The sequence below is a fragment of the Bacteroidota bacterium genome (assembly GCA_019637975.1).
In the GTDB taxonomy this organism is placed as follows: Bacteria; Bacteroidota; Ignavibacteria; order UBA10030; family UBA6906; genus CAADGV01.
In genome coordinates this window covers 1-19,908 of sequence record JAHBUR010000034.1, presented here as the reverse complement: position 1 = coordinate 19,908, position 19,908 = coordinate 1, and the positions used below count along the sequence as shown (strand labels likewise).

General features: G+C 51.5%; 18 protein-coding genes. 8 read left to right on the top strand and 10 right to left on the bottom strand.

The features are described 5' to 3' along the window. Positions 1-70 precede the first annotated feature (70 nt). The 4 genes from uvrA to KF749_15565 all read left to right on the top strand — a co-directional run bounded on the left by uvrA (position 71) and on the right by KF749_15565 (position 5,508). On the top strand, positions 71-3,067 hold the full coding sequence (gene uvrA / locus KF749_15580) for an excinuclease ABC subunit UvrA (GenBank protein MBX2992573.1): 2,997 nt from the start codon (positions 71-73) through the stop codon (positions 3,065-3,067). Positions 3,068-3,189: 122 nt separating this feature from the next. Further along, the gene (locus tag KF749_15575; GenBank protein ID MBX2992572.1) at positions 3,190-4,500 is read left to right on the top strand and encodes a choice-of-anchor B family protein; all 1,311 of its coding nucleotides are present in this window, start codon (positions 3,190-3,192) and stop codon (positions 4,498-4,500) included. Continuing rightward, entirely contained in the window at positions 4,497-5,114 is a 618-nt protein-coding gene (locus KF749_15570; GenBank protein MBX2992571.1) for a T9SS type A sorting domain-containing protein, read from the top strand. The genes KF749_15575 and KF749_15570 overlap by 4 nt, the downstream gene beginning before the upstream one ends. Before the next feature lie 217 nt (positions 5,115-5,331). Beyond that, positions 5,332-5,508, top strand: coding sequence for a hypothetical protein (locus KF749_15565; protein MBX2992570.1), 177 nt, complete (start codon positions 5,332-5,334; stop codon positions 5,506-5,508). Between the two features lie 24 nt (positions 5,509-5,532). On the opposite strand, the gene KF749_15560 is transcribed toward KF749_15565, so the two are convergent. The 6 genes from KF749_15560 to hrcA all read right to left on the bottom strand — a co-directional run bounded on the left by KF749_15560 (position 5,533) and on the right by hrcA (position 10,411). Next, on the bottom strand, positions 5,533-6,123 hold the full coding sequence (locus KF749_15560; protein ID MBX2992569.1) for a DUF2279 domain-containing protein: 591 nt from the start codon (positions 6,121-6,123) through the stop codon (positions 5,533-5,535). A gap of 73 nt (positions 6,124-6,196) precedes the next feature. Continuing rightward, complete coding sequence (locus tag KF749_15555) at positions 6,197-6,952, bottom strand: hypothetical protein (protein ID MBX2992568.1); 756 nt, start codon at positions 6,950-6,952, stop codon at positions 6,197-6,199. 69 nt (positions 6,953-7,021) lie between these two features. Then, complete coding sequence (locus KF749_15550) at positions 7,022-7,489, bottom strand: helix-hairpin-helix domain-containing protein (GenBank protein MBX2992567.1); 468 nt, start codon at positions 7,487-7,489, stop codon at positions 7,022-7,024. Between the two features lie 86 nt (positions 7,490-7,575). Continuing rightward, positions 7,576-8,757 (bottom strand): molecular chaperone DnaJ, encoded by a 1,182-nt coding sequence (gene dnaJ, locus KF749_15545; GenBank protein MBX2992566.1) that lies wholly within the window; start codon positions 8,755-8,757, stop codon positions 7,576-7,578. After that, complete coding sequence (locus KF749_15540; protein MBX2992565.1) at positions 8,757-9,368, bottom strand: nucleotide exchange factor GrpE; 612 nt, start codon at positions 9,366-9,368, stop codon at positions 8,757-8,759. Before KF749_15540 ends, dnaJ begins: the two co-directional genes overlap by 1 nt. Further along, positions 9,368-10,411 (bottom strand): heat-inducible transcription repressor HrcA, encoded by a 1,044-nt coding sequence (gene hrcA, locus KF749_15535; protein ID MBX2992564.1) that lies wholly within the window; start codon positions 10,409-10,411, stop codon positions 9,368-9,370. Before hrcA ends, KF749_15540 begins: the two co-directional genes overlap by 1 nt. A gap of 395 nt (positions 10,412-10,806) precedes the next feature. On the opposite strand from hrcA, the gene KF749_15530 reads away from it, so the two are divergent. From KF749_15530 to KF749_15520, 3 genes are read left to right on the top strand one after another with little or no spacing between them, the layout of a single operon-like run. Beyond that, positions 10,807-12,441, top strand: a complete 1,635-nt coding sequence (locus KF749_15530; GenBank protein ID MBX2992563.1) for a HAMP domain-containing protein — start codon at positions 10,807-10,809, stop codon at positions 12,439-12,441. Next, on the top strand, positions 12,438-13,013 hold the full coding sequence (locus KF749_15525; GenBank protein MBX2992562.1) for an archaemetzincin family Zn-dependent metalloprotease: 576 nt from the start codon (positions 12,438-12,440) through the stop codon (positions 13,011-13,013). Before KF749_15530 ends, KF749_15525 begins: the two co-directional genes overlap by 4 nt. Further along, on the top strand, positions 13,010-14,380 hold the full coding sequence (locus KF749_15520; protein ID MBX2992561.1) for a sigma-54-dependent Fis family transcriptional regulator: 1,371 nt from the start codon (positions 13,010-13,012) through the stop codon (positions 14,378-14,380). The genes KF749_15525 and KF749_15520 overlap by 4 nt, the downstream gene beginning before the upstream one ends. Before the next feature lie 27 nt (positions 14,381-14,407). Here the strand turns inward: KF749_15520 and KF749_15515 are convergent, their stop codons facing one another. Continuing rightward, on the bottom strand, positions 14,408-15,241 hold the full coding sequence (locus tag KF749_15515) for a methyltransferase domain-containing protein (GenBank protein MBX2992560.1): 834 nt from the start codon (positions 15,239-15,241) through the stop codon (positions 14,408-14,410). A gap of 243 nt (positions 15,242-15,484) precedes the next feature. Here KF749_15515 and KF749_15510 point away from each other — a divergent pair, with 243 nt between their 5' ends. Next, positions 15,485-17,497, top strand: a complete 2,013-nt coding sequence (locus KF749_15510) for a metallophosphoesterase (protein MBX2992559.1) — start codon at positions 15,485-15,487, stop codon at positions 17,495-17,497. 118 nt (positions 17,498-17,615) lie between these two features. Here KF749_15510 and KF749_15505 read toward each other — a convergent pair whose 3' ends face one another. The 3 genes from KF749_15505 to KF749_15495 form a co-directional block, all read right to left on the bottom strand. Beyond that, positions 17,616-18,449, bottom strand: a complete 834-nt coding sequence (locus KF749_15505; GenBank protein ID MBX2992558.1) for a glycine cleavage system protein H — start codon at positions 18,447-18,449, stop codon at positions 17,616-17,618. Positions 18,450-18,462: 13 nt separating this feature from the next. Beyond that, a complete protein-coding gene (gene nrfD, locus KF749_15500; GenBank protein ID MBX2992557.1) occupies positions 18,463-19,695 on the bottom strand; it encodes a polysulfide reductase NrfD in 1,233 nt (410 codons plus the stop codon). Further along, positions 19,688-19,908 (bottom strand): 4Fe-4S dicluster domain-containing protein (locus tag KF749_15495; GenBank protein ID MBX2992556.1); only part of this gene is annotated, 221 nt, incomplete at its 5' end. The genes KF749_15495 and nrfD, both read right to left, overlap by 8 nt.

Sequence of the window (19,908 nt, the reverse complement as noted above, 5' to 3'; positions counted from 1 at the left end):
TTTCTCCAATTGAATTCCTCCCCCAATTCCTTTATCATAGTGGACAAACTGTCGCTCAATTTTGTTCATTATGCCCAAACGTACTGCTGCGCAACCGACTCTTGATTTCACGCCCAACGGACAAGAGCATATTGTCATCCGTGGCGCCCGGGTTCACAATCTCAAGAACATCGATGTCGATATTCCCCGCGACAAGCTCGTTGTCATAACCGGCCTTTCGGGTTCCGGCAAATCGAGTCTCGCATTCGATACTATTTATGCCGAGGGTCAGCGTCGCTACGTTGAAAGCCTTTCCGCTTACGCCCGCCAGTTTCTTGATGTGATGGAACGCCCCGATGTTGACTACATCGAGGGGCTGAGTCCGGCAATTTCCATCGAACAAAAAACCGTCAGCAATAATCCGCGCTCGACTGTCGGGACTGTTACGGAGATTTATGACTATCTTCGACTTCTCTTTGCACGCTGCGGTACACAATACTGCTACAACTGCGGACGCAGGGTAACAAAACAGACTACCGATCAGATCATCGACAGCATCATGAAGCTGCCGGAAGGGACGAAGGTCCAGATCCTTGCGCCGGTTGTCAAGGGAAGAAAAGGACACTACCGTGAGTTGTTTGAAGAGATTCTGAAGGATGGCTTTCTCCGGGTCCGGATAGACGGCGTCGTAAAGGAAATCTCGAAAGGCCTGCAAGCCGACCGGTACAAAGTCCACAACATTGAGATTGTTGTTGACAGAATTGTTGTCAAGAAAGAAGCCCGTTCGCGCATCGCCGACTCGGTGGAAGTTGCGCTGCGCTTCGGCGCAGGTGTGGCAATTGCCAACGTCGACCGGAATGGAGCGGCCGAGCAGCCGAAAGCTCTTACAAAGAGTCTCTCGAAAAAGAAATCTGTACAGCCGAAACAAGCCGGAGAGGATATTCTTTTCAGCAGGCATCTCTCATGTGCATTCTGCAACATCAGTTATGAAGACCCTGCCCCGAACTCATTCTCGTTCAACTCGCCGTACGGCTCATGCCCTACGTGTGACGGGTTGGGAGAGATCAAGGAACTTGACCTCGATCTGATCATTCCCGATACATCACTCACAATCAATCAGGAAGGACTCGCTCCGCTCGGCAAACCGCGGCAGACATGGGCATGGAGTCAGGTGCGTGCAATCGCCAAACGCTATAGGTTCGATTTCGATACCCCGGTGGGCAAAATCCCGAAAAAAGCAAAAGACGTCCTGTTGTACGGAGCGGGTGACGAGAAATTTGAGATCGAATACCGCTATCAGAGTGGCCGGACGGTTATGTACAAGCATCGCTTCGGCGGGTTGTTGGACGTGCTGAAACATTATTATGACGAAGCAAGCTCGAACAACATCCGCGAGTGGGTGGAAGCCTACATGAACACAAAGCCATGCTCGGACTGCCATGGCGGGCGACTCAAGAAGGAAAGTCTTGCCGTCAAGCTGGCGGATGCGGTAACAAAGAAGGAGTTTAGTATTCATGATGTCGTTTCGTTGTCGATTGAAGAGGGGGCGAAGTTTTTCAAGGACCTGAAGCTCACAGACAGGCAGATGTTGATCGCCACACAAATACTGAAGGAGATCCGTCAACGATTGGAATTTCTTCACAACGTCGGACTCGATTACCTGACGCTCGACCGCTCTGCCCGGTCTCTTTCCGGCGGGGAGGGACAACGTATCCGGCTCGCAACGCAAATCGGCTCACAGCTTGTCGGTGTGCTGTATATTCTCGACGAGCCGAGCATCGGCTTGCACCAAAGGGATAATATCAAGCTGATTGACTCTCTCAAGTCGTTGCGGGATTTGGGAAACACAGTTGTCGTGGTTGAGCACGACAAAGAAATGATTGAGAGTGCCGACTATGTGCTTGACCTCGGGCCGGGCGCCGGTGAACATGGGGGGTATGTGGTGACTTCAGGACATCCGTCGCAACTTGAGTTGAGGAATGATACAATCCACACGAACGGCGACAGTGTGTTTGATTCTGTCTCCTACACGGCGCAATATCTCTTCAGAAAAAGAAGGATCGAGACGCCGAAGGAGCGGAGGAAAGGCAATGGCAAGTTCATCACGCTCGAGGGGGCACGCGGGAACAACCTCCGGAGTGTTACCCTGAAGATCCCTCTTGGCACCTTCATGTGTGTTACAGGAGTAAGCGGATCGGGCAAATCTTCCCTTATCGGTGAAACGCTGTACCCGATTCTGTCGCGCAAATTCTATCAGGCGAAGCTCGTTCCTCTTCCCTACAAAAACATTGACGGGCTCCAACATGTTGACAAAGTTGTCGATATCGACCAATCACCAATCGGGAGAACGCCGCGGTCGAATCCCGCCACGTACACAGGAGCATTCGGGCTGATTCGCGATCTGTTCACGCAACTTCCTGAAGCGAAGATACGCGGGTACAAGCCAGGACGCTTCAGCTTCAATGTCGCCGGCGGCCGATGCGAAAACTGCGAAGGTGACGGGGTGAAGAAAATTGAAATGAACTTCCTGCCTGATGTGTACGTTCTGTGCGACGTTTGTAAGGGAAAGCGTTACAACCGTGAGACACTGCAGGTTTTGTACAAAGGCAAGTCCATTGCGGACGTTCTCGACATGACGGTGTCGGAAGCGGTAGGATTCTTCAGCGAGATTCCGGGTCTTCAGCGGAAACTCTCAACACTGAACGATGTCGGCCTCGGCTACATCAGGCTTGGACAACAGGCAACGACGTTGAGCGGGGGAGAGGCACAGCGCGTGAAACTCTCAACCGAGTTGTCAAAGATTGGAACCGGAAACACGCTGTACATTCTCGACGAGCCGACAACAGGCCTGCATTTTGAGGACATCCGCATGTTGTTGAATGTGCTGAATCGGCTTGTTGAAAAAGGCAACACCGTGGTCGTGATTGAACACAACCTTGATGTCATCAAAACTGCCGACTGGGTGATTGACCTCGGTCCGGGCGGGGGCAAATCGGGAGGGAATATTGTCGCTGAGGGAACGCCTGAAGCTGTGACAAAGGCCGGCAGTTCGGCGACAGGGAAATTTCTGCGATCAGAGTTGAGTTGAGTTGTTGGTAGTGTCTCAGTTTGAGACACTACCGAGTTGTTCAATCGCTTGCTCTTTCTTCCGAATCTCAATAGATTGTTCGCCAATAAAACTGTTCTCTGCTTTACAATAAAGGGGCATTCATGAAAGCTTTGTGGATCTGTGCAGTTGGAATTGTACTATTTGCCTTTCTCGCTGTTGCTCAACCTACCTCGGTAACACTCCTCGGCACCATCAAACCCAATCGCGGAACAACAGGCGGCGTTTCGTTTGCCGGATGTTGGGGCTACACTGCCCCCGACGGACGTGAGTATGCCATTCTCGGAACGGCGACGGGAACATCTGTCATTGATATCACCAATGCGTCATCTCCGGTTGAGATCGGGCATATCACCGGTGCAACATCACTGTGGAAAGAGGTGAAGTCATACAGCCACTACGCCTATGCCGTGGCCGATGTGAATGGCAGTCAGGGCTTGCAGATTATCAATCTGGCCAATCTCCCGAACAGCATCTCGCTGGATACAACAATACTAAGCCTCGGCGGTTTCAACATTCTCCAGTCTCATACAATTTCCATACACGACGGATACCTGTATCTGAACGGAACCGCCAGCGGCATGATCATTGCAAGTTTGGCCAATCCCCGTCGTCCACAGTATCTCGGCAGATGGACAACGCGTTACGTTCACGATTCGTACATTCGTAACGATACAATTTTTGCAGCAGCCATCAACAACGGGCGGCTCGATATTATCGATGGTCGGAACAAAACAACTCCTTCGCTGATTGCGAGCATTGCGTACACAGGCGGCGGTACTCACAACGTATGGACAACAAAGGACCGGAAGTATGCGATCACAACGGATGAAGTGGGTTCGACGGCGAAGAACCTGAAAGTGTGGGATCTTCAGAATTTACCGGCGGTATCGACAACGCCGGTTGCGACCTTTACCCCCAACCCGGCGGATATTGTGCACAATGTGTTTATCCGCGGCGATTACGCTTATGTGGCATGGTACACTGCAGGTTTGCGCGTGGTTGACATTGCCAACCCGACGAGTCCTGCCGATGCCGGCGGCTATGATACATCTACTCAACCGTCCGGTTCCTACAATGGCATGTGGGCATGCTATCCTTATTTTCCGTCAGGAAAGATCATCGGCTCCGATATGCAGAACGGTTTGTACATTTTCAGTTTCTCCGCACTTGCTCCGAGGCAGAACGCAACACTGCTAGAACCGCCGGACAACTCAACGGTGGTCGGTGTCGCGGATATCCATTTCAAGTGGACAAGATCCGCTGATCTTAGCAAGGACCCGCATTACTATCTTGTAAGAATAACCGGAACAGGTCTCGATACAACGCTTCGGGCAAACGACACAACCTTGATTTACGGGACGGAGGGTGGAATCGTGAGCGGACGTTCGTACGCATGGAATAATACAGCTTGAAGGACAGATTCAATACCACGCTCGGCGAACAGACATTTCAATTTTCGTACAGTAGCACGCCCGTTCCCATTGTCCTGGCATCTTTTACGGCTGCCGCCACAGGGAATGGTGTCGTTCGACTGAATTGGAGGACACTATCGGAGTATCAGAATTACGGCTTTGAAGTGCAGCGAGGCCATGCTGTTCCGGCTCACTTCTCAACACTTCCCAATAGTTTTGTTCCCGGACAGGGGACAACCAACATTCCGCACGATTACATTTTTTTCGACAGTACCGCAACACCGGGACTCTGGTATTACCGATTGAAACAGATCAATCTTGACAGTACACTCACTTTTGTGGACCCTGTCGCGGTAAGTGTTCCGACATCCGTCGGAGGCAACACTGCAGCGCTTTCGTACTCGTTGAATCAGAACTATCCGAACCCGTTCAATCCTTCAACGAAAATCGAGTTTACACTCAAGAGCGGAGGATTCACGACATTGACGGTGTACAATCTCCTGGGTCAAGAAGTGGCGACATTAGTAAAGGGAACGATGAGCGCGGGTCGGCATTCCATCGGACTGGATACCGTTACGGCTTGCCCGGTTGACATCGGGCATTTATTTTTATAAACTTGTGTCAGGAAGTTTCAACGAGACGAAGAAGATGATTGTTGCGAAGTAACGTCAGTCTGATTCAGCTCCACTGAGACGGAGTTCAGGGGAGTGCATGATGTTCGCCCGCGTAAACTTGTTTGCTTTCGGGCGTTACTATTTCTATCCAGGTTCTTGTGGAACAGGTAGTAACGGGCTTTTTCCGTTCAGTGAATTTGATGGCGGGAGCGGGAATATGAAACTTGTCGATAGTTTCGTGATGGGACAGAAGTTCCTGATTCTTGGGCTGGAAGAGAGATTCGAGACTGATATCGAACCCAATGACAAACTCGCGTTTCGTCCATCCGTCATCGACCCCCATCCCGACTGCAAGAAGCTGAAGCCAGTCAGGCCAATAGGGTTCAATGGTTGAGGAGAAGATTGTTGATATCGCATGTCAGCCAGTAGGTATGGTCGTCGTAGTGTTCAACAAGGCGGATGGGGGAATCTGTAACCGTCGTTTGGCACCCTTAACTCCATTGAAGTTGAAGTTCTTCAAGAAGGGGATATTTCGTTTGCAAGTAGCCGTAGGCGACGCGCAAAGATTAAACGTCAGGTCCTGATAATCGAATCCGTATTGCGGCGTAAGCCCGTCCCCGATTTCCACTGCAAGTGCAAAGAACGTGGCGCTTCCCAACGCCCACCAATCAGCGGTTGAACCTTCATATCCTCCCCACAACATAATGTTTCTGAACATATGGAAGTAGAAGTAGGAGGTGTAGAAATGCCCGATCTTATCTATACCGCGGGCATAACCGTTCAGCCAATTCTCCGTGACAAAATGAAATCCGCCTCCCGTGTTTCTCCACCAGCTATCGTAGCACCAATACAAGGAAAGGCCCAGCAGGCCGCCGACCGCGCCCGTTGCAACGATTTTCCGCCCGGTGAAATCAGGATTGTATGTGAAGCCATCGGTGACCAGCAATGTGTCCTGAGCGTGGCTCAGTGATGCACATGCCAGCAGCAGGACAAGGATTCCTTTTCTCATCTTCCCCTAAAAATCAATGTATGCCGAAATGAGATTGTTGGTGGCCTTCGTCATGTAGAACTGCCCCCGTTCCTCAAACCCTGTCCGCAATGTGTACGCAAGCCGTAGGCCGTAGTTCAGGCGTGGGAAAAGCCTGACACCAACTTGAAAGCTGCGGATGCTTCCCCAGCCGACTTCTTGCTTCACCTTCACATCGAACGCGCCGTACAGGGTTACTTCGTCGTGCAACGAGATAGTGCCAACGTGTGCCCCCGATTTGAAAAAGCCAGGGGTTTGTGTTGAATCGGCTGTGTGCCAAAACTGTAGTTGGATTTCCACCGTACACGTACCCGCCGGTGACGGGAAGATCGTATGATGCGCTCAGCGTGATGTAATCGTTAACATGCTGAATGGAATTCTTTCCGTATAACTCAACATCGTCGGCAAAGTGACAGCTGATGTGTCCCAACGCGATCCGCAAGGCAAGTTCCGACAAGCGAATGTCAAAGGGAAAATCCACCTTATAATCAACCGTGTACACTTCAAGGTGCCCGGGTCTCTTCACTAATCTGTTGAAGATGGTCACCGCGACGCTACCCTGGAGTGTGAAGTCCTTGGCGTTCACCTGCGCCAGCGGGATTGAACCACCCACGGCTCCGATCCAATCCCTGTTTTCCGTGACGCGTGAAAGCGAAAGCTGATGTGCAAGACCATCGGCGGTGAACGCAGGAAAGATTTTCTTGCCGGGAAAGACTTGCAGAAGAGAAAGGGAATCCCGATTCTCTTGTCCGAACAGGGTTGTGCCGGCGAGGAACGCAAGGAGTATGCTAACTGTGATTTTGCTGCGCAACGTTTCGTTCTATCAATGACTGATCCGGTGAATAATCGTGGTGTGAGTAAGCATGAGGCGGGTTCCCCCCTACTGCACCCTGACGTGAGGTCGGATTTTCTCGAGTTTCTTTTTCCCGATCCCTTTCACTTTGGAAAGCTCTTCGACTGAATTGAATCGCCCGTTTGTTTTCCTGTATTCGAGAATACGTTCGGCATACGCTTCCCCGATTCCGGGCAGGCTCATGAGCTGTGTTTTGCCGGCAGTATTGATGTTGACAGCAGCAACTCGCAGCGTTTTATGTGATGATCTTGTCGCCGGTTTTGTGGAATCAACCGAAGTCGTCACTAACTGCGCGTGTTTTTGAGCGGCCTCGGCGTACAGGCTATCCTGTCGGGAATAATCGAACTGCAACCTGGTGTCGGCATCTCGATTCTCCTTCGGCTGCAACCATCGAATACCGGTTCCGACAAGAAAAACCGTCGAAAGCGTGAGGATGGAAACCGCCTCTTTGCGAGTGAATCCAACTGTATCCTGAATCCTCTTGAGGACCCTCATTGTTCACCTCCGGAAGTTCGCAACGTGCTGGCAACGGACAGCTTACAGCCCCGGCACGCTTTTCAGCCAAGATTCTGTGGAATGAACTAAGTGAACGCCTTTTTTACCCGCTCAAAGAAACTCTTGTCCGAGTGAGCGGATTTGTCCCCCTCTTTTGGATTGATGTTTTCGAATTGTGACAGCTGCTTCAGTGCAGCCCGTTCTTCGCTATTGAGCTTTGTGGGAATCCAGACATTGACACGCACAAGCTGGTCGCCTCGTCCGTAGCTGTTCAGATGCGGGATGCCTTTGTCACGCATGCGCAACACTCGCCCCGATTGTGTTCCGGGCTCGATTTTGAGTTTAGCCCTGCCGCTCAAGGTCGGGACTTCGACATCGGCACCAAGCGTTGCTTCGGGAAAGCTGACCAGAAGATCGAGCACCACATCATCATTGTTGCGTGTAAATACTTCGTGCGGTTCGACTTCAATCATCACAATCACATCTCCTGCCTGTCCGCCGCGCATTCCTGCATTGCCTTCGCCGCGCAAAGAGATGTAATTACCCTCACTTACTCCGGCAGGAATTGTGACTTTTACAGTCGCTTCACCTTGTACGCGTCCATCGCCGCTGCATGTCAGGCACGGGTCTTTGATAATTTTTCCTTCGCCGCCGCAGTTGTTGCAGGTTGAGATGTTGACGAACTGACCGAACACGGAACGGGAAACCTGACGCAGTTCACCTGTTCCGCTGCAGACCGGGCAGGTTATCCGGGAGCTTGAAGATTTTGCCCCGCTGCCGTGACACGTTCCGCACACAATGTGCTTCTTGATTTTCAGTTTCTTTTCGACGCCCGTTGCAACCTCTTCGAGCGTGAGTTTAAGCCGGACCTTCAGATCGGAGCCGGGTTGGCCGACCGGCTTCTGACGTTGTCGCTGCTGTCCGCCGCTACGCCCTCCGAACATCTCATCGAATACCGAACCCCCAAACCCTGATTGTCCGAAAATGTCGCCGAACGTGCTGAAAATATCATCAACGTTGGTAAAAGGCCGGAAATCCGTTCCCCGCATTCCGTCGTGCCCGAACTGGTCGTAGCGCCGCCGCTTGTCGGGATCGCTGAGTGCCTCGTAGGCCTCGGCCGCCTCTTTGAATTTCTCTTCCGCCTGCTTGTTATTCGGGTTTCTGTCGGGGTGGAACTGGAGGGCGAGCTTGCGATAGGCCTTCTTTATCTCATCCTGCGATGCATTTCGCTGGACACCCAGAATGCTATAGAAATCTCGTTTTGCCATTACGCCTTCACTTCCTCATTGTTCGCAGCCGATTCTTCCACCTGTGAAGGTGCCGAGACTATTACCTTTGCGTGCCGCAGTACTCTTTCGTTGAGCTTGTAGCCCCGTTCCACTTCTTCAATTACTGTGTGGGGCGGAACCCCCTCTTTGGGCATCTGCAAAAGGGCATCATGATATTCAACATCGAATGGCTTTCCGACCGAATCGAACGGCACAAGCCCCTGCAATTCAAGAATTTTGGAGAATTTGTTATGGATGAGTTCGACGCCTTTGTAGAACGCGTCATAATCCCTGTTTTCTGCCCCCGCCTTCAGCGATCTCATAAAATCATTCAAAATCGGGAGAAGGGAAACGATGAGGCCTTCGTTTGCATTCTTGATGAGATTGATGGAGTCGGCTTCCGTGCGCCGCTTGTAGTTCTCGAACTCAGCTGCCTTGCGGAGCAACTGATCTTTGAACGAATCGACCTGTGCCTGCAATTCCTCTATTTTCAGCTTCAATTGGTCGAGTTCGGAGGGGTGGGGAGTACCCTCCGTTGGAACCCCGTTTCCGGGGTCTGTTTCTGGTGATGTATGTTCTATGTTCTCGTCGTGTGTGAGATCTTCAGCCATTATGATTTGTATGTGTTGGAAAACATTTCTGAGATTGCCCGTGCTACATAATCAACGAGCGGAATTGTGCGGGCATAATCCATTCGTTTTGGCCCGATGACGCCTATGGAGCCAGTGATGCCACCGAGGGAGTACGTGGATGTAATAACGCTGTACTCTTTTAACTTTTCGTCTTCATTCTCCCGCCCGATCTTCACACGTGTTCCTTCGGGAACGGAGCTTTTTTCAAGTACGTGAATGATAATTTCTTCGTTGCTTATCAGTTCGATCACCCCCCGAAAATTCTTGGGGTTCTCGAATTCCGGCTGTTCAACAATTGATTCTGTTCCGGCGATATGCAGCTTTTCGGTTTTGTTCGGAACAAAGAGTTTATCAACGGATTCAATAAACAGCCTGACAAGCCCGCTGTTTTCATCCTGAACGTCTTTTACGCGGTCGGCAAAGGTTTCCCGTATCTGGTCGAGAGTCAGCCCTGAGAGACGTTCGTTGAGAAACCGCGCCAGATCGTCCAGCTTCTCCCGCGGAATCTCGCTTGCGACTTCCATCATCATGGTCCGTACGAGCCCCATCTGCAGCGAAATAATCACCATGAGCCGTGTAGTGCTGAGTTGAACAAGTTCCAACTTCTCGAAGATTCCACGACGCAAATAAGGCGAAGTAACTACGCACAATTGCTGCGAGATTTTGCTCAACAGTCTCGACGATTGCCTGAACACCTCCTCTTCCTCTTCGGCAGAATTGAGGTTCTCCCGGATGGTTCTCATGTTTGATTCGGAAACCGATTCCTGCTTCATCAGCGAATCGAGGTAGAGGCGGTAGCCCATATCGGTTGGCACCCTGCCGGCCGATGTGTGCGGATGATTAATGTACCCTAAATACTCGAGGTCGGACATGACGTTCCGGATGGTTGCGGCGCTCAGGCCCAACTCGTCTTCATGCCTTTTCGATATGTACCGCGAGCCGATTGGTACTGCCGTTTCAATGAAATCGTGCACAACGTAGCGAAGAACAGTCCGCTCGCGCTCGCTCAAAATACTCGCCATCTTCTTTTCAACTCACAAAAACATGCCAAAATTCATTGAAAAATAACCAATCTAACATCGTTTGTCAAGGTGACGAAAATTGCACAATTTTGAGAACGGAGCTAGGTTTTACCTCAACACATGACGTCGTTTCTGCACATTCGACCTGAATTGGGCAAATGCACAACGCGTGAAGAACATCAACTATCCTTTCGGGAAGTGAATTCGGCTGAATTTCTCGGCATTTCTTCGTACCTTGTGTCAGAAGATTTGCCGCTTGAGTAGGAATTTCCTACAAAGTTGCCTTTGATCTTCTCGAAAGTACGTCCTCTGACAACCTACGGACTTGTTCAGCAATGAAACGGTCGTAGGCCTGCCTCACACCAGACCCGCTTCCGTTTCTTTTAGGAGAAAGGATGAGATTTTTTCCACGGAAGCTCTGGCTGCAACTGATACTCCCGCTTATGATTCTCGTCATGCTAACGGGCATCATCGCAGCCTTTGTCCACATGAAAACCCAGGAAGCACAACTGCTCGATGCCATGATTACCGGCGCCGATCAACTCTCGGGGAGCATTGTAAGCGCTACATGGCATGCAATGCTGGCCGACCAACGGGAGTCGGCATATGAAATCATGGAAACGATTGCCACCAAGCAGGGGATTAACCGGATCCGCATTTTCAACAAAGAGGGTCGGGTGATGTTCTCGACCGCAGCGAACGATACCGGGCAAGTGGACAAGGATGCGGAGGCGTGTTCCATGTGTCACTCATCGATGCAGCCGCTTGTGAAGGTGGATGTCCCGTCGCGTGCCCGTGTATTTCGGGCACCCGATGGAGGCAGAAAGCTCGGCATTGTGACGCCGATTTATAACGAGCCTTCGTGCAGCAATGCGGATTGTCATGCCCACCCTGTGGAGACGAATGTACTGGGAGTTGTTGACGTCTCGCTCAATCTCAGCACTGTTGATGAAGAAGTGGGCGAGGTTCGGACACGCGTATTGATGATTTCAATAGGCCTTGCTCTTCTTCTCTCCATTGTCATTATCGTATTCACGCACCGTTACGTTGATGTGCCCATCCGCAAGCTTATTGACGGTACGCGTGCCGTGAGCGAAATGGAACTTGATATACCTGTCGAGATCAACTCGAGCGAAGAATTGGGTGAGCTTGCCAGCTCGTTCGATACGATGCGCCTTCGGCTGAAGGAGGCAATGAACGAGCTCAATGAATTCACGCAGAGCCTGGAAACCAAGGTCGAAGAGCGGACGGAACAACTCAATGTCGCCCATAAGAAACTCATGCAAAGCGACCGGCTGGCCTCGCTTGGCCAGCTTTCAGCAAGTGTTGCGCATGAAATCAACAATCCGCTGTCGGGAGTTCTCAATCTCTCTATGCTCATGCAACGGATTATCAAGGAGGACGGTATCCCGCCTCACCGGCTTGAGGAATTCAGGAAGTACCTGGCACAAGTGATCCAGGAAACGGGACGAGTAGGGAGGATTGTTCAGGACTTGTTGGCGTTTTCACGGCGGTCGAAACCCCAGCAACGTTCGAATGTGAATCTGAATTCCATCATCACGACAACGGTCAACCTTATTTCCCACAAACTCAAATTGATGGGCGTTGAGATTGAGTTGACGCTTGACGGGAAACTTCCAACCCTTCAGTGTGATTCTTCACAGATGCAGCAAGTGCTGATCAATCTCATTATGAATGCTGCCGAAGCGTCGCAGGGAAAGGAAAAGGGCAAAGTCACCGTTTCGACCCGGATGCACGAGCCGTCGGGCGAGATTATTCTGGAAGTGCACGACAACGGGGACGGTATTTCTCCCGAGAATCTAAAGAAGATCTTTACGCCGTTCTTCACAACGAAGGGCGAAGGGAAAGGCGTGGGCCTCGGGCTTGCCGTTGTGTACGGTATTGTACAGGCACACGACGGCGATATTGAAGTACAGAGTTCAGTTGGCGAAGGGACGACTTTCACCGTGATACTGCCGGTGGAACCCGGAGAGAACGCCGAGCAGACCACTCGTGCCGCCCCGGTATGAAAGCGATTTCCATAGTCGCGCTGGGCGAGGTTGATGAAGAATCACTCTCCGCCATCGAAGCGGGCTTGTGGCAAGCGTTCGGGTTCGATGTGCGACGAGCGGACGCCAGGCCGGAGCCTGCAGGTGCATACGATGCGCAACGCGGGCAGTACAGTTCTGTTCTCATTTTGCGGGACTTGCTCGGTTACGTGTCGCAGGGGGACGTACGATTGGTCGGGGTTACAGAAAAGGATCTGTTCATTCCCATGTTGAGTTTTGTGTTCGGGCAGGCACAACTGAACGGAGTGGCAGCGGTAATTTCGCTTGCACGACTTCGTCAGGAGTTCTACGGATTGCCGCCAAGTCGACCTGTGTTGATTTCGCGTTCCGTCAAGGAAGCCATACACGAAGTCGGACACACGTTCGGGCTGACACATTGTGCGGATTCAACCTGCCCGATGTCCCTCTCCAACAACGTCCGGCAGGTGGATGTGAAAGGGGAGGATTTATGCAGGAATTGTTCAATCATATTCGAAGAAAACACTAACCATATTCGCTCACGGATTAAACCGGGTGCAGAGGTGAGGAAATGAAAACTCATTGGCATATAATGGTTGTAGATGATGAAGAAGTGATGCGTGAATCCCTTGCAGCGTGGTTGCGCGAAGACGGCTACTGCGTTGATACCGCGGTATCGGGCAGTGAGGCGATAGCGTCGGCACGCAAACAAGAGTACGCTATTTACTTCATTGACTTGAAAATGCCCGGCGGTATTGACGGTATAGAGACGATGATGGAGATACGCAAGATTCACTATGAAGCATCCATCATCATCGTTACCGCGTACGCCACGGTTGACACGGCAATCACAGCAATGAAGGAGGGGGCTCAGGAATACATCGTGAAGCCCTGCAACCCTGAGGAGATTTCGTTGCTCGTCGGACGCATTATCAAAGTGAAAAACTTGCAGCGCGAGAACACGATTCTCCGAAAGAAACTCACACGACAATACAGTTTTCATGACATCATCAGCAAAAGCCCGAAGATGATGGCTATTTTTGAACTGGTGAAAGATGTTGCGAGCCTCCGCAGCACCGTTCTGATACAGGGCGAAAGCGGAACAGGAAAGGAGTTGATCGCGCGGGCGATTCACTTTTCGGGTGATCGCGCCCGGGAACCGTTTATCGGTGTTTCTTGCGCCGCGCTTGCCGAAACGCTGCTTGAATCCGAACTGTTCGGACATGAGAAAGGCTCATTTACCGGAGCAACGTCGCAGCGAAGGGGAAAGTTCGAAATGGCGGATGGAGGAACGATTTTTCTTGACGAAATCGGCGACATCTCCACAAAGCTGCAGATGGATTTGCTGCGTGTTCTGCAGGAGCGGAAGTTCTACCGTGTAGGCGGCATGGAGGAGATCGAAGTGGACGTTCGCGTCATTGCAGCAACGAACAACGATCTCGATCAGGCTGTTCGTGATGGACGATTTCGTGATGACTTGTTCTACAGGCTCAATGTCATCAACATTCATATTCCGCCGCTGCGTGAACGGCGTGAAGATATTCCGTTGCTTGCGCATCATTTTGTTGAACGGATTTCCCACGAACTGGGAAAGGACATACGCGACATTGGTGAAGGCGGCTTGAAAATTCTGATGAACCAGGATTGGCCCGGCAATGTGCGTGAGTTGGAGAACGCCATTGAGCGGGCGATAGTTACCTGCAAGGCACGGATGCTAACAGAAGAAGATTTTGCATTTCTCAACAACAACGGTAATCACAATCCCGAAAAGAAGAACTGGTCTGTTCCGATGAACATGACTCTGGAAGAGGCTGAGAGCCGGATTATTGGAGCCACATTGCATCGGACGCATGGCAACATCAAGGAAGCGGCTTTGATCCTCGGTATTGACCGCTCAACATTGTATGATAAGATCAAGAGGTACAAACTGCCGAGGGAATAACGCCAGACGAAGGACACAGGCCAAAGGTCATGCTGCGCGCCGGCAGCTAATGCAAGCAAACGGGATAGTCAGTTTCAATCCGCCGTTCTGTAACGCCAACTGATTGAGATTGTGCTGAAGGCGTTCATAAACGGACGGCGCATCGTGTTTCACTATGTCTTGCCACGGCTGAACAAACGCAAGCCTCATAAAATAGTGGTTGAAGAGAGAAGTTCCGTCAAGGAATTGCATTGTGAAGAGATCTTCTTTGACGTCTTCAATCACGAATCCGGCATGAGATAAGCGCTGCAAAGTTGTCGTCAGAGGCTTTCTTTTCATGAAGATATGCTGAGTGAGGCGTTCCAGCAGATCGTCTCTTCCCGCCTTTCGCAATAGTGTTCTGTAAACATTGTAGAACTCCTCCATTGTTTCCGGAAGGTTGACTGTAAGAACGAATTGCCCCCCTGCTTTACTAATCCGAAAACACTCCGCCAGCGCCCGAACTTCATCCTCGACGTTGTTAATGCCGTTGTTTGAAACAATGAGATCGAAGAATCTGTCGGTGAAAGGCAATTGTTCAGCCTTCCCCTCGACAAACTCGACATTTGTGATGCCCATTGCCGATGCCTTCGTGCGGGCGCGTTCGATTCCGGCAGGCCAGGGATCAATACCAACAATCTTGCAGGAATCTCCCAGGCGCTGTGCAAGCTCGAGCATTGGGAATCCTGTCCCGCAACCGACATCAAGGACCGTCATTGCCTGTCTGTATCTGATACGGTTGAGCAGCAAGATGCCGAATGGTGCCGACCAGAGTGGCAGTTCATCATATATGCTGGCCAGCTTGCTGCTTTCAGGATCGAATGGGATGACGGGTTTGCACATTACGTTGCACGGAGAATTCGTCCGGGAAATCGCATCAGTGTGACTTGTGTTACGAAAAATACTCAGGTTCTTCATTGTAAGCAAACACCCGTCAACATCAGTGCGCGGTGAAGGTCCTAGTCACCTGTCACCGGGCAGGGAACTCCAATTGCCGAGTTGAATTATCGAGCCGAACAAATTATCTTTTGATGGTCACGATTCCCTCGACTTTCCTGCTGAAGTAATCACCTGGTGTATGATTCTATGAAAAGAAATACGCGCTTCGTTAGACTTTGGAGACTCCTGATCTTTGCCGCGATCCCGTTGGTGTCGTCCGCGGCTCAGGGCCAACACTCAATCCGGTTTGCCGCAGTTGGAGATTTTCCGTCGGATTCCAGTGTGCAAGCAGTTGCCGACATGATTTCAAGCTGGAATCCGGATTTCATTATCACGGTAGGCGATAACAACTATGTGGATAACGACACGAGCATTGTTATTTGGGACAACGAAGTGGGGCGGTTTTACGGTCAGTATATCCGTTATCCGCAGGGAAGTCCCAGTATGTACGCGCCGGGCTCGCCGGAAAACAGATTTTTCCCCACGTTAGGAAATCACGATTGGCGTGCTGGTATTGAAGGTTGGTACAACTACTTCGAGTTACCCGGCAATGAGCGATACTACAGTTTTGTGAAGGGACCTGTACATTTTTTTGCCGTTGACAGCGACAGCGCCGAACCGGACGGGATTACGAGTACTTCGATGCAGGCGCTCTGGCTCCAACAAGAACTGACAACATCCGCCGCGCAATGGAAAGTCGTGTTCTTCCATCATCCCCCGTACACATCATCGGTCCGACCCGCAGATGTCAGGCTTCGCTGGCCGTTCAAAGAGTGGGGTGCACATGTGGTACTCGCCGGGCATGAGCATCATTACGAACGTATCGTTTACCCCGACTTCCCGTATTTCGTGAATGGAAGCGGCGGGCGACAGTTGAAGGAGTTTATCAGCAACCCGATTGTAGGCAGCATGGTTCGCTACAATGCCAATCACGGAGCCATGCTGATCACAGCAGACCAGGATAGCATGGTGTTTGAATTCCACTCCGTTGAGGGTGGAGGTACTCTCGTCGATCGTTATCGAATCAGAGCAAACGAGATTGCTTTACTTCCTGTCGGATCAGTGTGGAAGTATCTTGATGACAACTCCGATCAGGGTACGGCGTGGCGAATGCCGGAATTCAACGATACATCGTGGGCGTCCGGGCCGGCGCGGCTCGGTTTCGGTGACGACGGAGAAATTACCGAAATTAACGCAGGCCCACCGGGCAACCGTCACATCACTACATACTTCCGCCATGCCTTCGACATTTCCGATCCATCCGTGGTTCTCGATTTGGTGGTTGATGTGTTGAGAGATGATGGCGCCGTTGTATATCTGAACGGCACGGAAGTATTCCGCACGAATATGCCGGCCGGAACAATAGCGCATTCCACACTTGCCGTTGGCCTTGTCAGCGGTGACGATGAAAACATATTTTACACAGCTTCCATTAACCCTTCAGTGTTGGTTGCAGGAAGAAACGTACTGGCGGTGGAAGTACATCAGTACGATATTGCCAGCAACGATCTTGGCTTCGACCTCCGGCTTGTGGCTTTGCTGAATCACAATCCCGTTCCCGTCCAACTCGGCAGTTTCTCTGCCGGCGTCATTGAGCCGGGAGTTGTTCGCCTGGAATGGACAACGCTCTCGGAGACGAATAACTACGGTTTTGAGATTCAGAAGTCACCGGATACCCCAACGAACTTCTTCACGATTCCAAACAGCTTCACCCCGGGTCACGGGACGACGCTCGAGCCGCGATTCTACCGATTCACCGATCAATCAACTCAGCGAGGGACGTGGTTCTATCGCCTGAAACAAATTGATCTTGACGGCCGAACACACTACTTCGAAAGCGTCAGGGTTGATCTCGTCACGACAGTGGAGGAAAGAAGCCCGTTGTCATTCATGCTGGATCAGAATTATCCGAATCCACTTAATCCGCAGACAAGAATTGTGTTCGAGATCCCGGACCGAGGGCATGTAACGCTCCGCGTGTTCAATACGCTGGGCCAGGAAGTTAGGACACTGGTTGAGGAGAATCTCCCGTCAGGCAGACATGAAGTGTTATGGGACGGTCGCGACAAAAACGGGCTGACAGTCCCCAGCGGCGTGTACTTCTACAGGCTCAACACGGGAGAGAACGTTACAGTGAAGAAAATGAGTGTCGTACGGTAGTTAACGGTGAACACTTCGGTACATGATAACAGAAGGGAATCAAAGCATCCGACGATGACAAACCCACTTGAAAGTCACGCGGTTCTTCGACTCCCTTCTTTTGTGTGACAAACGAGAATTATCCCTGCAGGAACATTTCGCCCCACACCCCATCCCAATCAACATCGGGGGCCTGTTTCCATATGTCGGGCATCAGTTCACCGCCATCGGCGAGTGTCATACCGAGTCCGCCGGTGGCAAGCGAGCGTTGCAGACGTTCGAGTTCGCGCAGTATCCAGGGACGGATTTCTTCACGTCTCAGCAGGTGACTTGTTGCTTGCTCGGTTTCTTCACCCTTTAGTCTCAGGAACCATCCCTTATCGGGGCTGCCGCGTTCAATTACTTCACCGTCAATCGGCGAGAGAATGCGCAACGTGGCATCCTGCTTCTTCATGAGCCAGCCGGTGCCGTTCGTCTGCAACTGCTCGCCCGGTTTTGGCAGTTCTACAACGTCCGGATTTCCTATCATGCGCGAGGCGAAATCATCCAGGCCGACCTTGTAGAAGCCATTCCCTTCATTTTCTACCCACGTATGCCCGCGGTGGTAACGCCTGTGAGGTGGCATGTTGAATCCAAACACCGTCGGCTCGACGTTCGTTTCCGACAAGTCGGGGTTGTGTCGCGCAAGAAAAGTCGGGTGCACATCGCATGAGCCGCATTCGAACATGTTGTCGCAGGTTCTGTGTTTGACTTCTCCCGTGAGCTCATGGCGGCAGACTCGCGCCAGTTTCGGCAGATCCTTGAAATCAGCTTCCCACATAATCTTCTCTTCCCTGCGATGTTTGAAATGCGTATAGGCACGCATCGCAGCAATTGTCACTGCCGAGAGAATGACAACCGCCACGCTAAAGAACGCGAAAAGAAAAATGATATGTGCGGCACTCCATTGAAATTCATAAACCCACGGAAACATGAGGCTTCTCCTTTTACGATTGAATGATTTCCCGTTCTTCCGGGAACAGCGTCGTATATCTGAACGTGAATGAATACAGCAGCACGCCGTACGCTATCACGGCGCCGAATGTCGCGACTTCCTGCCAACTCGGAACGTACGACAGGAATTCGTCGAACGGCAGTGTCGGCAATGCAAGCGTCTGAATCGTCATGACAAATCGGTTGAGCATGACGCCGCAACAGGTCAGGAATGCCGCGAGGACGAGCAATCCGGACTTCTCTCTCATCTTCCTGCTTAACAGAAGTAGCGCGGGGATGAGTCCGAGCAGAATGACTTCCGAAAACAAAATCCACGTGCCGAAGGATTTCCTTGCATAGTATTCAAAGGCGGGAAATCCCGCTGCAGGGGATGTGCTGTTGATCCACACAAGTGTGTCGACTGTTTTCAGCAGCACATACACGATCAGCATGATGCCGGAGATTTTGCCGAGAAGCTTGAACACTTCGGGTTTCACCAACTGTTTGCGTGAAATCTTCTGCACGAGCCACGTTGTCACCATCACGAAAGCGGGACCCGCCGCCACTGCGGAAATGATGAAGAGAAAGAAGGTTGAGGGGAAGATGCCGAGTTCTTCCCTGAACGCGAACGGCCTGCCGCGCAACACACCGTATAATCCTCCCAACGATCCTTGATGGAAGAACGAGAGAAACGTCCCGACTCCGGCGAGCACGGGCATGACTTTGTGCAACTCAAACTCAAATACAAGAAAGCGGGGTATTTGCCGCAGTTTTCTGTTTTTCAGGACGACAGGCAGATACTCGATTGCGAGCACTGTAAGATATGCCGTCAGGCAGAACGTGACTTCGGTGAGCATTGAGTGCGTGTTCGGATGCCAGAACGTAAACCACGCCCGCAACGGCTGACCGACATCCACGGCGAGTACGGCAACGGCGCCGCTATAACAGATGAATCCCAACACGACAGCGCTGTTAATGACCGCTTTGAGTTCATGCCGTCGCAGGATGTACAGCAGAAAGCCGGTGAAGAACGCCCCTGCGCCGAGGGCAATGACAGTAAGGTCGAGATAAATCCACAGCCCGAAGGCAAATCGGTTGTCCATATTCGTGTGATGCAAGCCTTCCCACAGACAGAGGTAGATGGCATACAATCCCACACACAACAGCAATGTCCACGGAGCAATCCACGTCACAAACCTCTTGAATGATGTGCGACGCAATCCTCTCGGAATGAGTTGCTTATCCATGAACTTCCTCCTTCTGCAAGCGTGAGAGAGTCCTCCCGGCCATTGCACGCACCCAATGCCTTTCAGAGTGATAGTACACTTTCGGCTCCGAGCCGAGCCGCGCAAGAAACCGGAATGTATTGCTTGCACGAGCCAGCCTTGCCACTTCACTCGACTCGTCTGCAAGATCGCCGAACACAATGGCTTGCGTCGGGCAGCTTTCAACACACGCGG

Excerpts from the sequence above, each read along its gene's own strand:
- KF749_15530 (MBX2992563.1), top strand. The coding sequence starts at position 10,807 with ATGAGATTTTTTCCACGGAAGCTCTGGCTGCAACTGATACTCCCGCTT.
- hrcA (MBX2992564.1), bottom strand. The coding sequence starts at position 10,411 with ATGGCGAGTATTTTGAGCGAGCGCGAGCGGACTGTTCTTCGCTACGTT.
- KF749_15525 (MBX2992562.1), top strand. The coding sequence starts at position 12,438 with ATGAAAGCGATTTCCATAGTCGCGCTGGGCGAGGTTGATGAAGAATCA.
- KF749_15510 (MBX2992559.1), top strand. The coding sequence starts at position 15,485 with ATGAAAAGAAATACGCGCTTCGTTAGACTTTGGAGACTCCTGATCTTT.
- nrfD (MBX2992557.1), bottom strand. The coding sequence starts at position 19,695 with ATGGATAAGCAACTCATTCCGAGAGGATTGCGTCGCACATCATTCAAG.
- KF749_15565 (MBX2992570.1), top strand. The coding sequence starts at position 5,332 with ATGAAACTTGTCGATAGTTTCGTGATGGGACAGAAGTTCCTGATTCTT.
- KF749_15505 (MBX2992558.1), bottom strand. The coding sequence starts at position 18,449 with ATGTTTCCGTGGGTTTATGAATTTCAATGGAGTGCCGCACATATCATT.
- KF749_15575 (MBX2992572.1), top strand. The coding sequence starts at position 3,190 with ATGAAAGCTTTGTGGATCTGTGCAGTTGGAATTGTACTATTTGCCTTT.
- KF749_15550 (MBX2992567.1), bottom strand. The coding sequence starts at position 7,489 with ATGAGGGTCCTCAAGAGGATTCAGGATACAGTTGGATTCACTCGCAAA.
- dnaJ (MBX2992566.1), bottom strand. The coding sequence starts at position 8,757 with ATGGCAAAACGAGATTTCTATAGCATTCTGGGTGTCCAGCGAAATGCA.
- KF749_15560 (MBX2992569.1), bottom strand. The coding sequence starts at position 6,123 with ATGAGAAAAGGAATCCTTGTCCTGCTGCTGGCATGTGCATCACTGAGC.
- KF749_15515 (MBX2992560.1), bottom strand. The coding sequence starts at position 15,241 with ATGTGCAAACCCGTCATCCCATTCGATCCTGAAAGCAGCAAGCTGGCC.
- KF749_15520 (MBX2992561.1), top strand. The coding sequence starts at position 13,010 with ATGAAAACTCATTGGCATATAATGGTTGTAGATGATGAAGAAGTGATG.
- KF749_15540 (MBX2992565.1), bottom strand. The coding sequence starts at position 9,368 with ATGGCTGAAGATCTCACACACGACGAGAACATAGAACATACATCACCA.
- uvrA (MBX2992573.1), top strand. The coding sequence starts at position 71 with ATGCCCAAACGTACTGCTGCGCAACCGACTCTTGATTTCACGCCCAAC.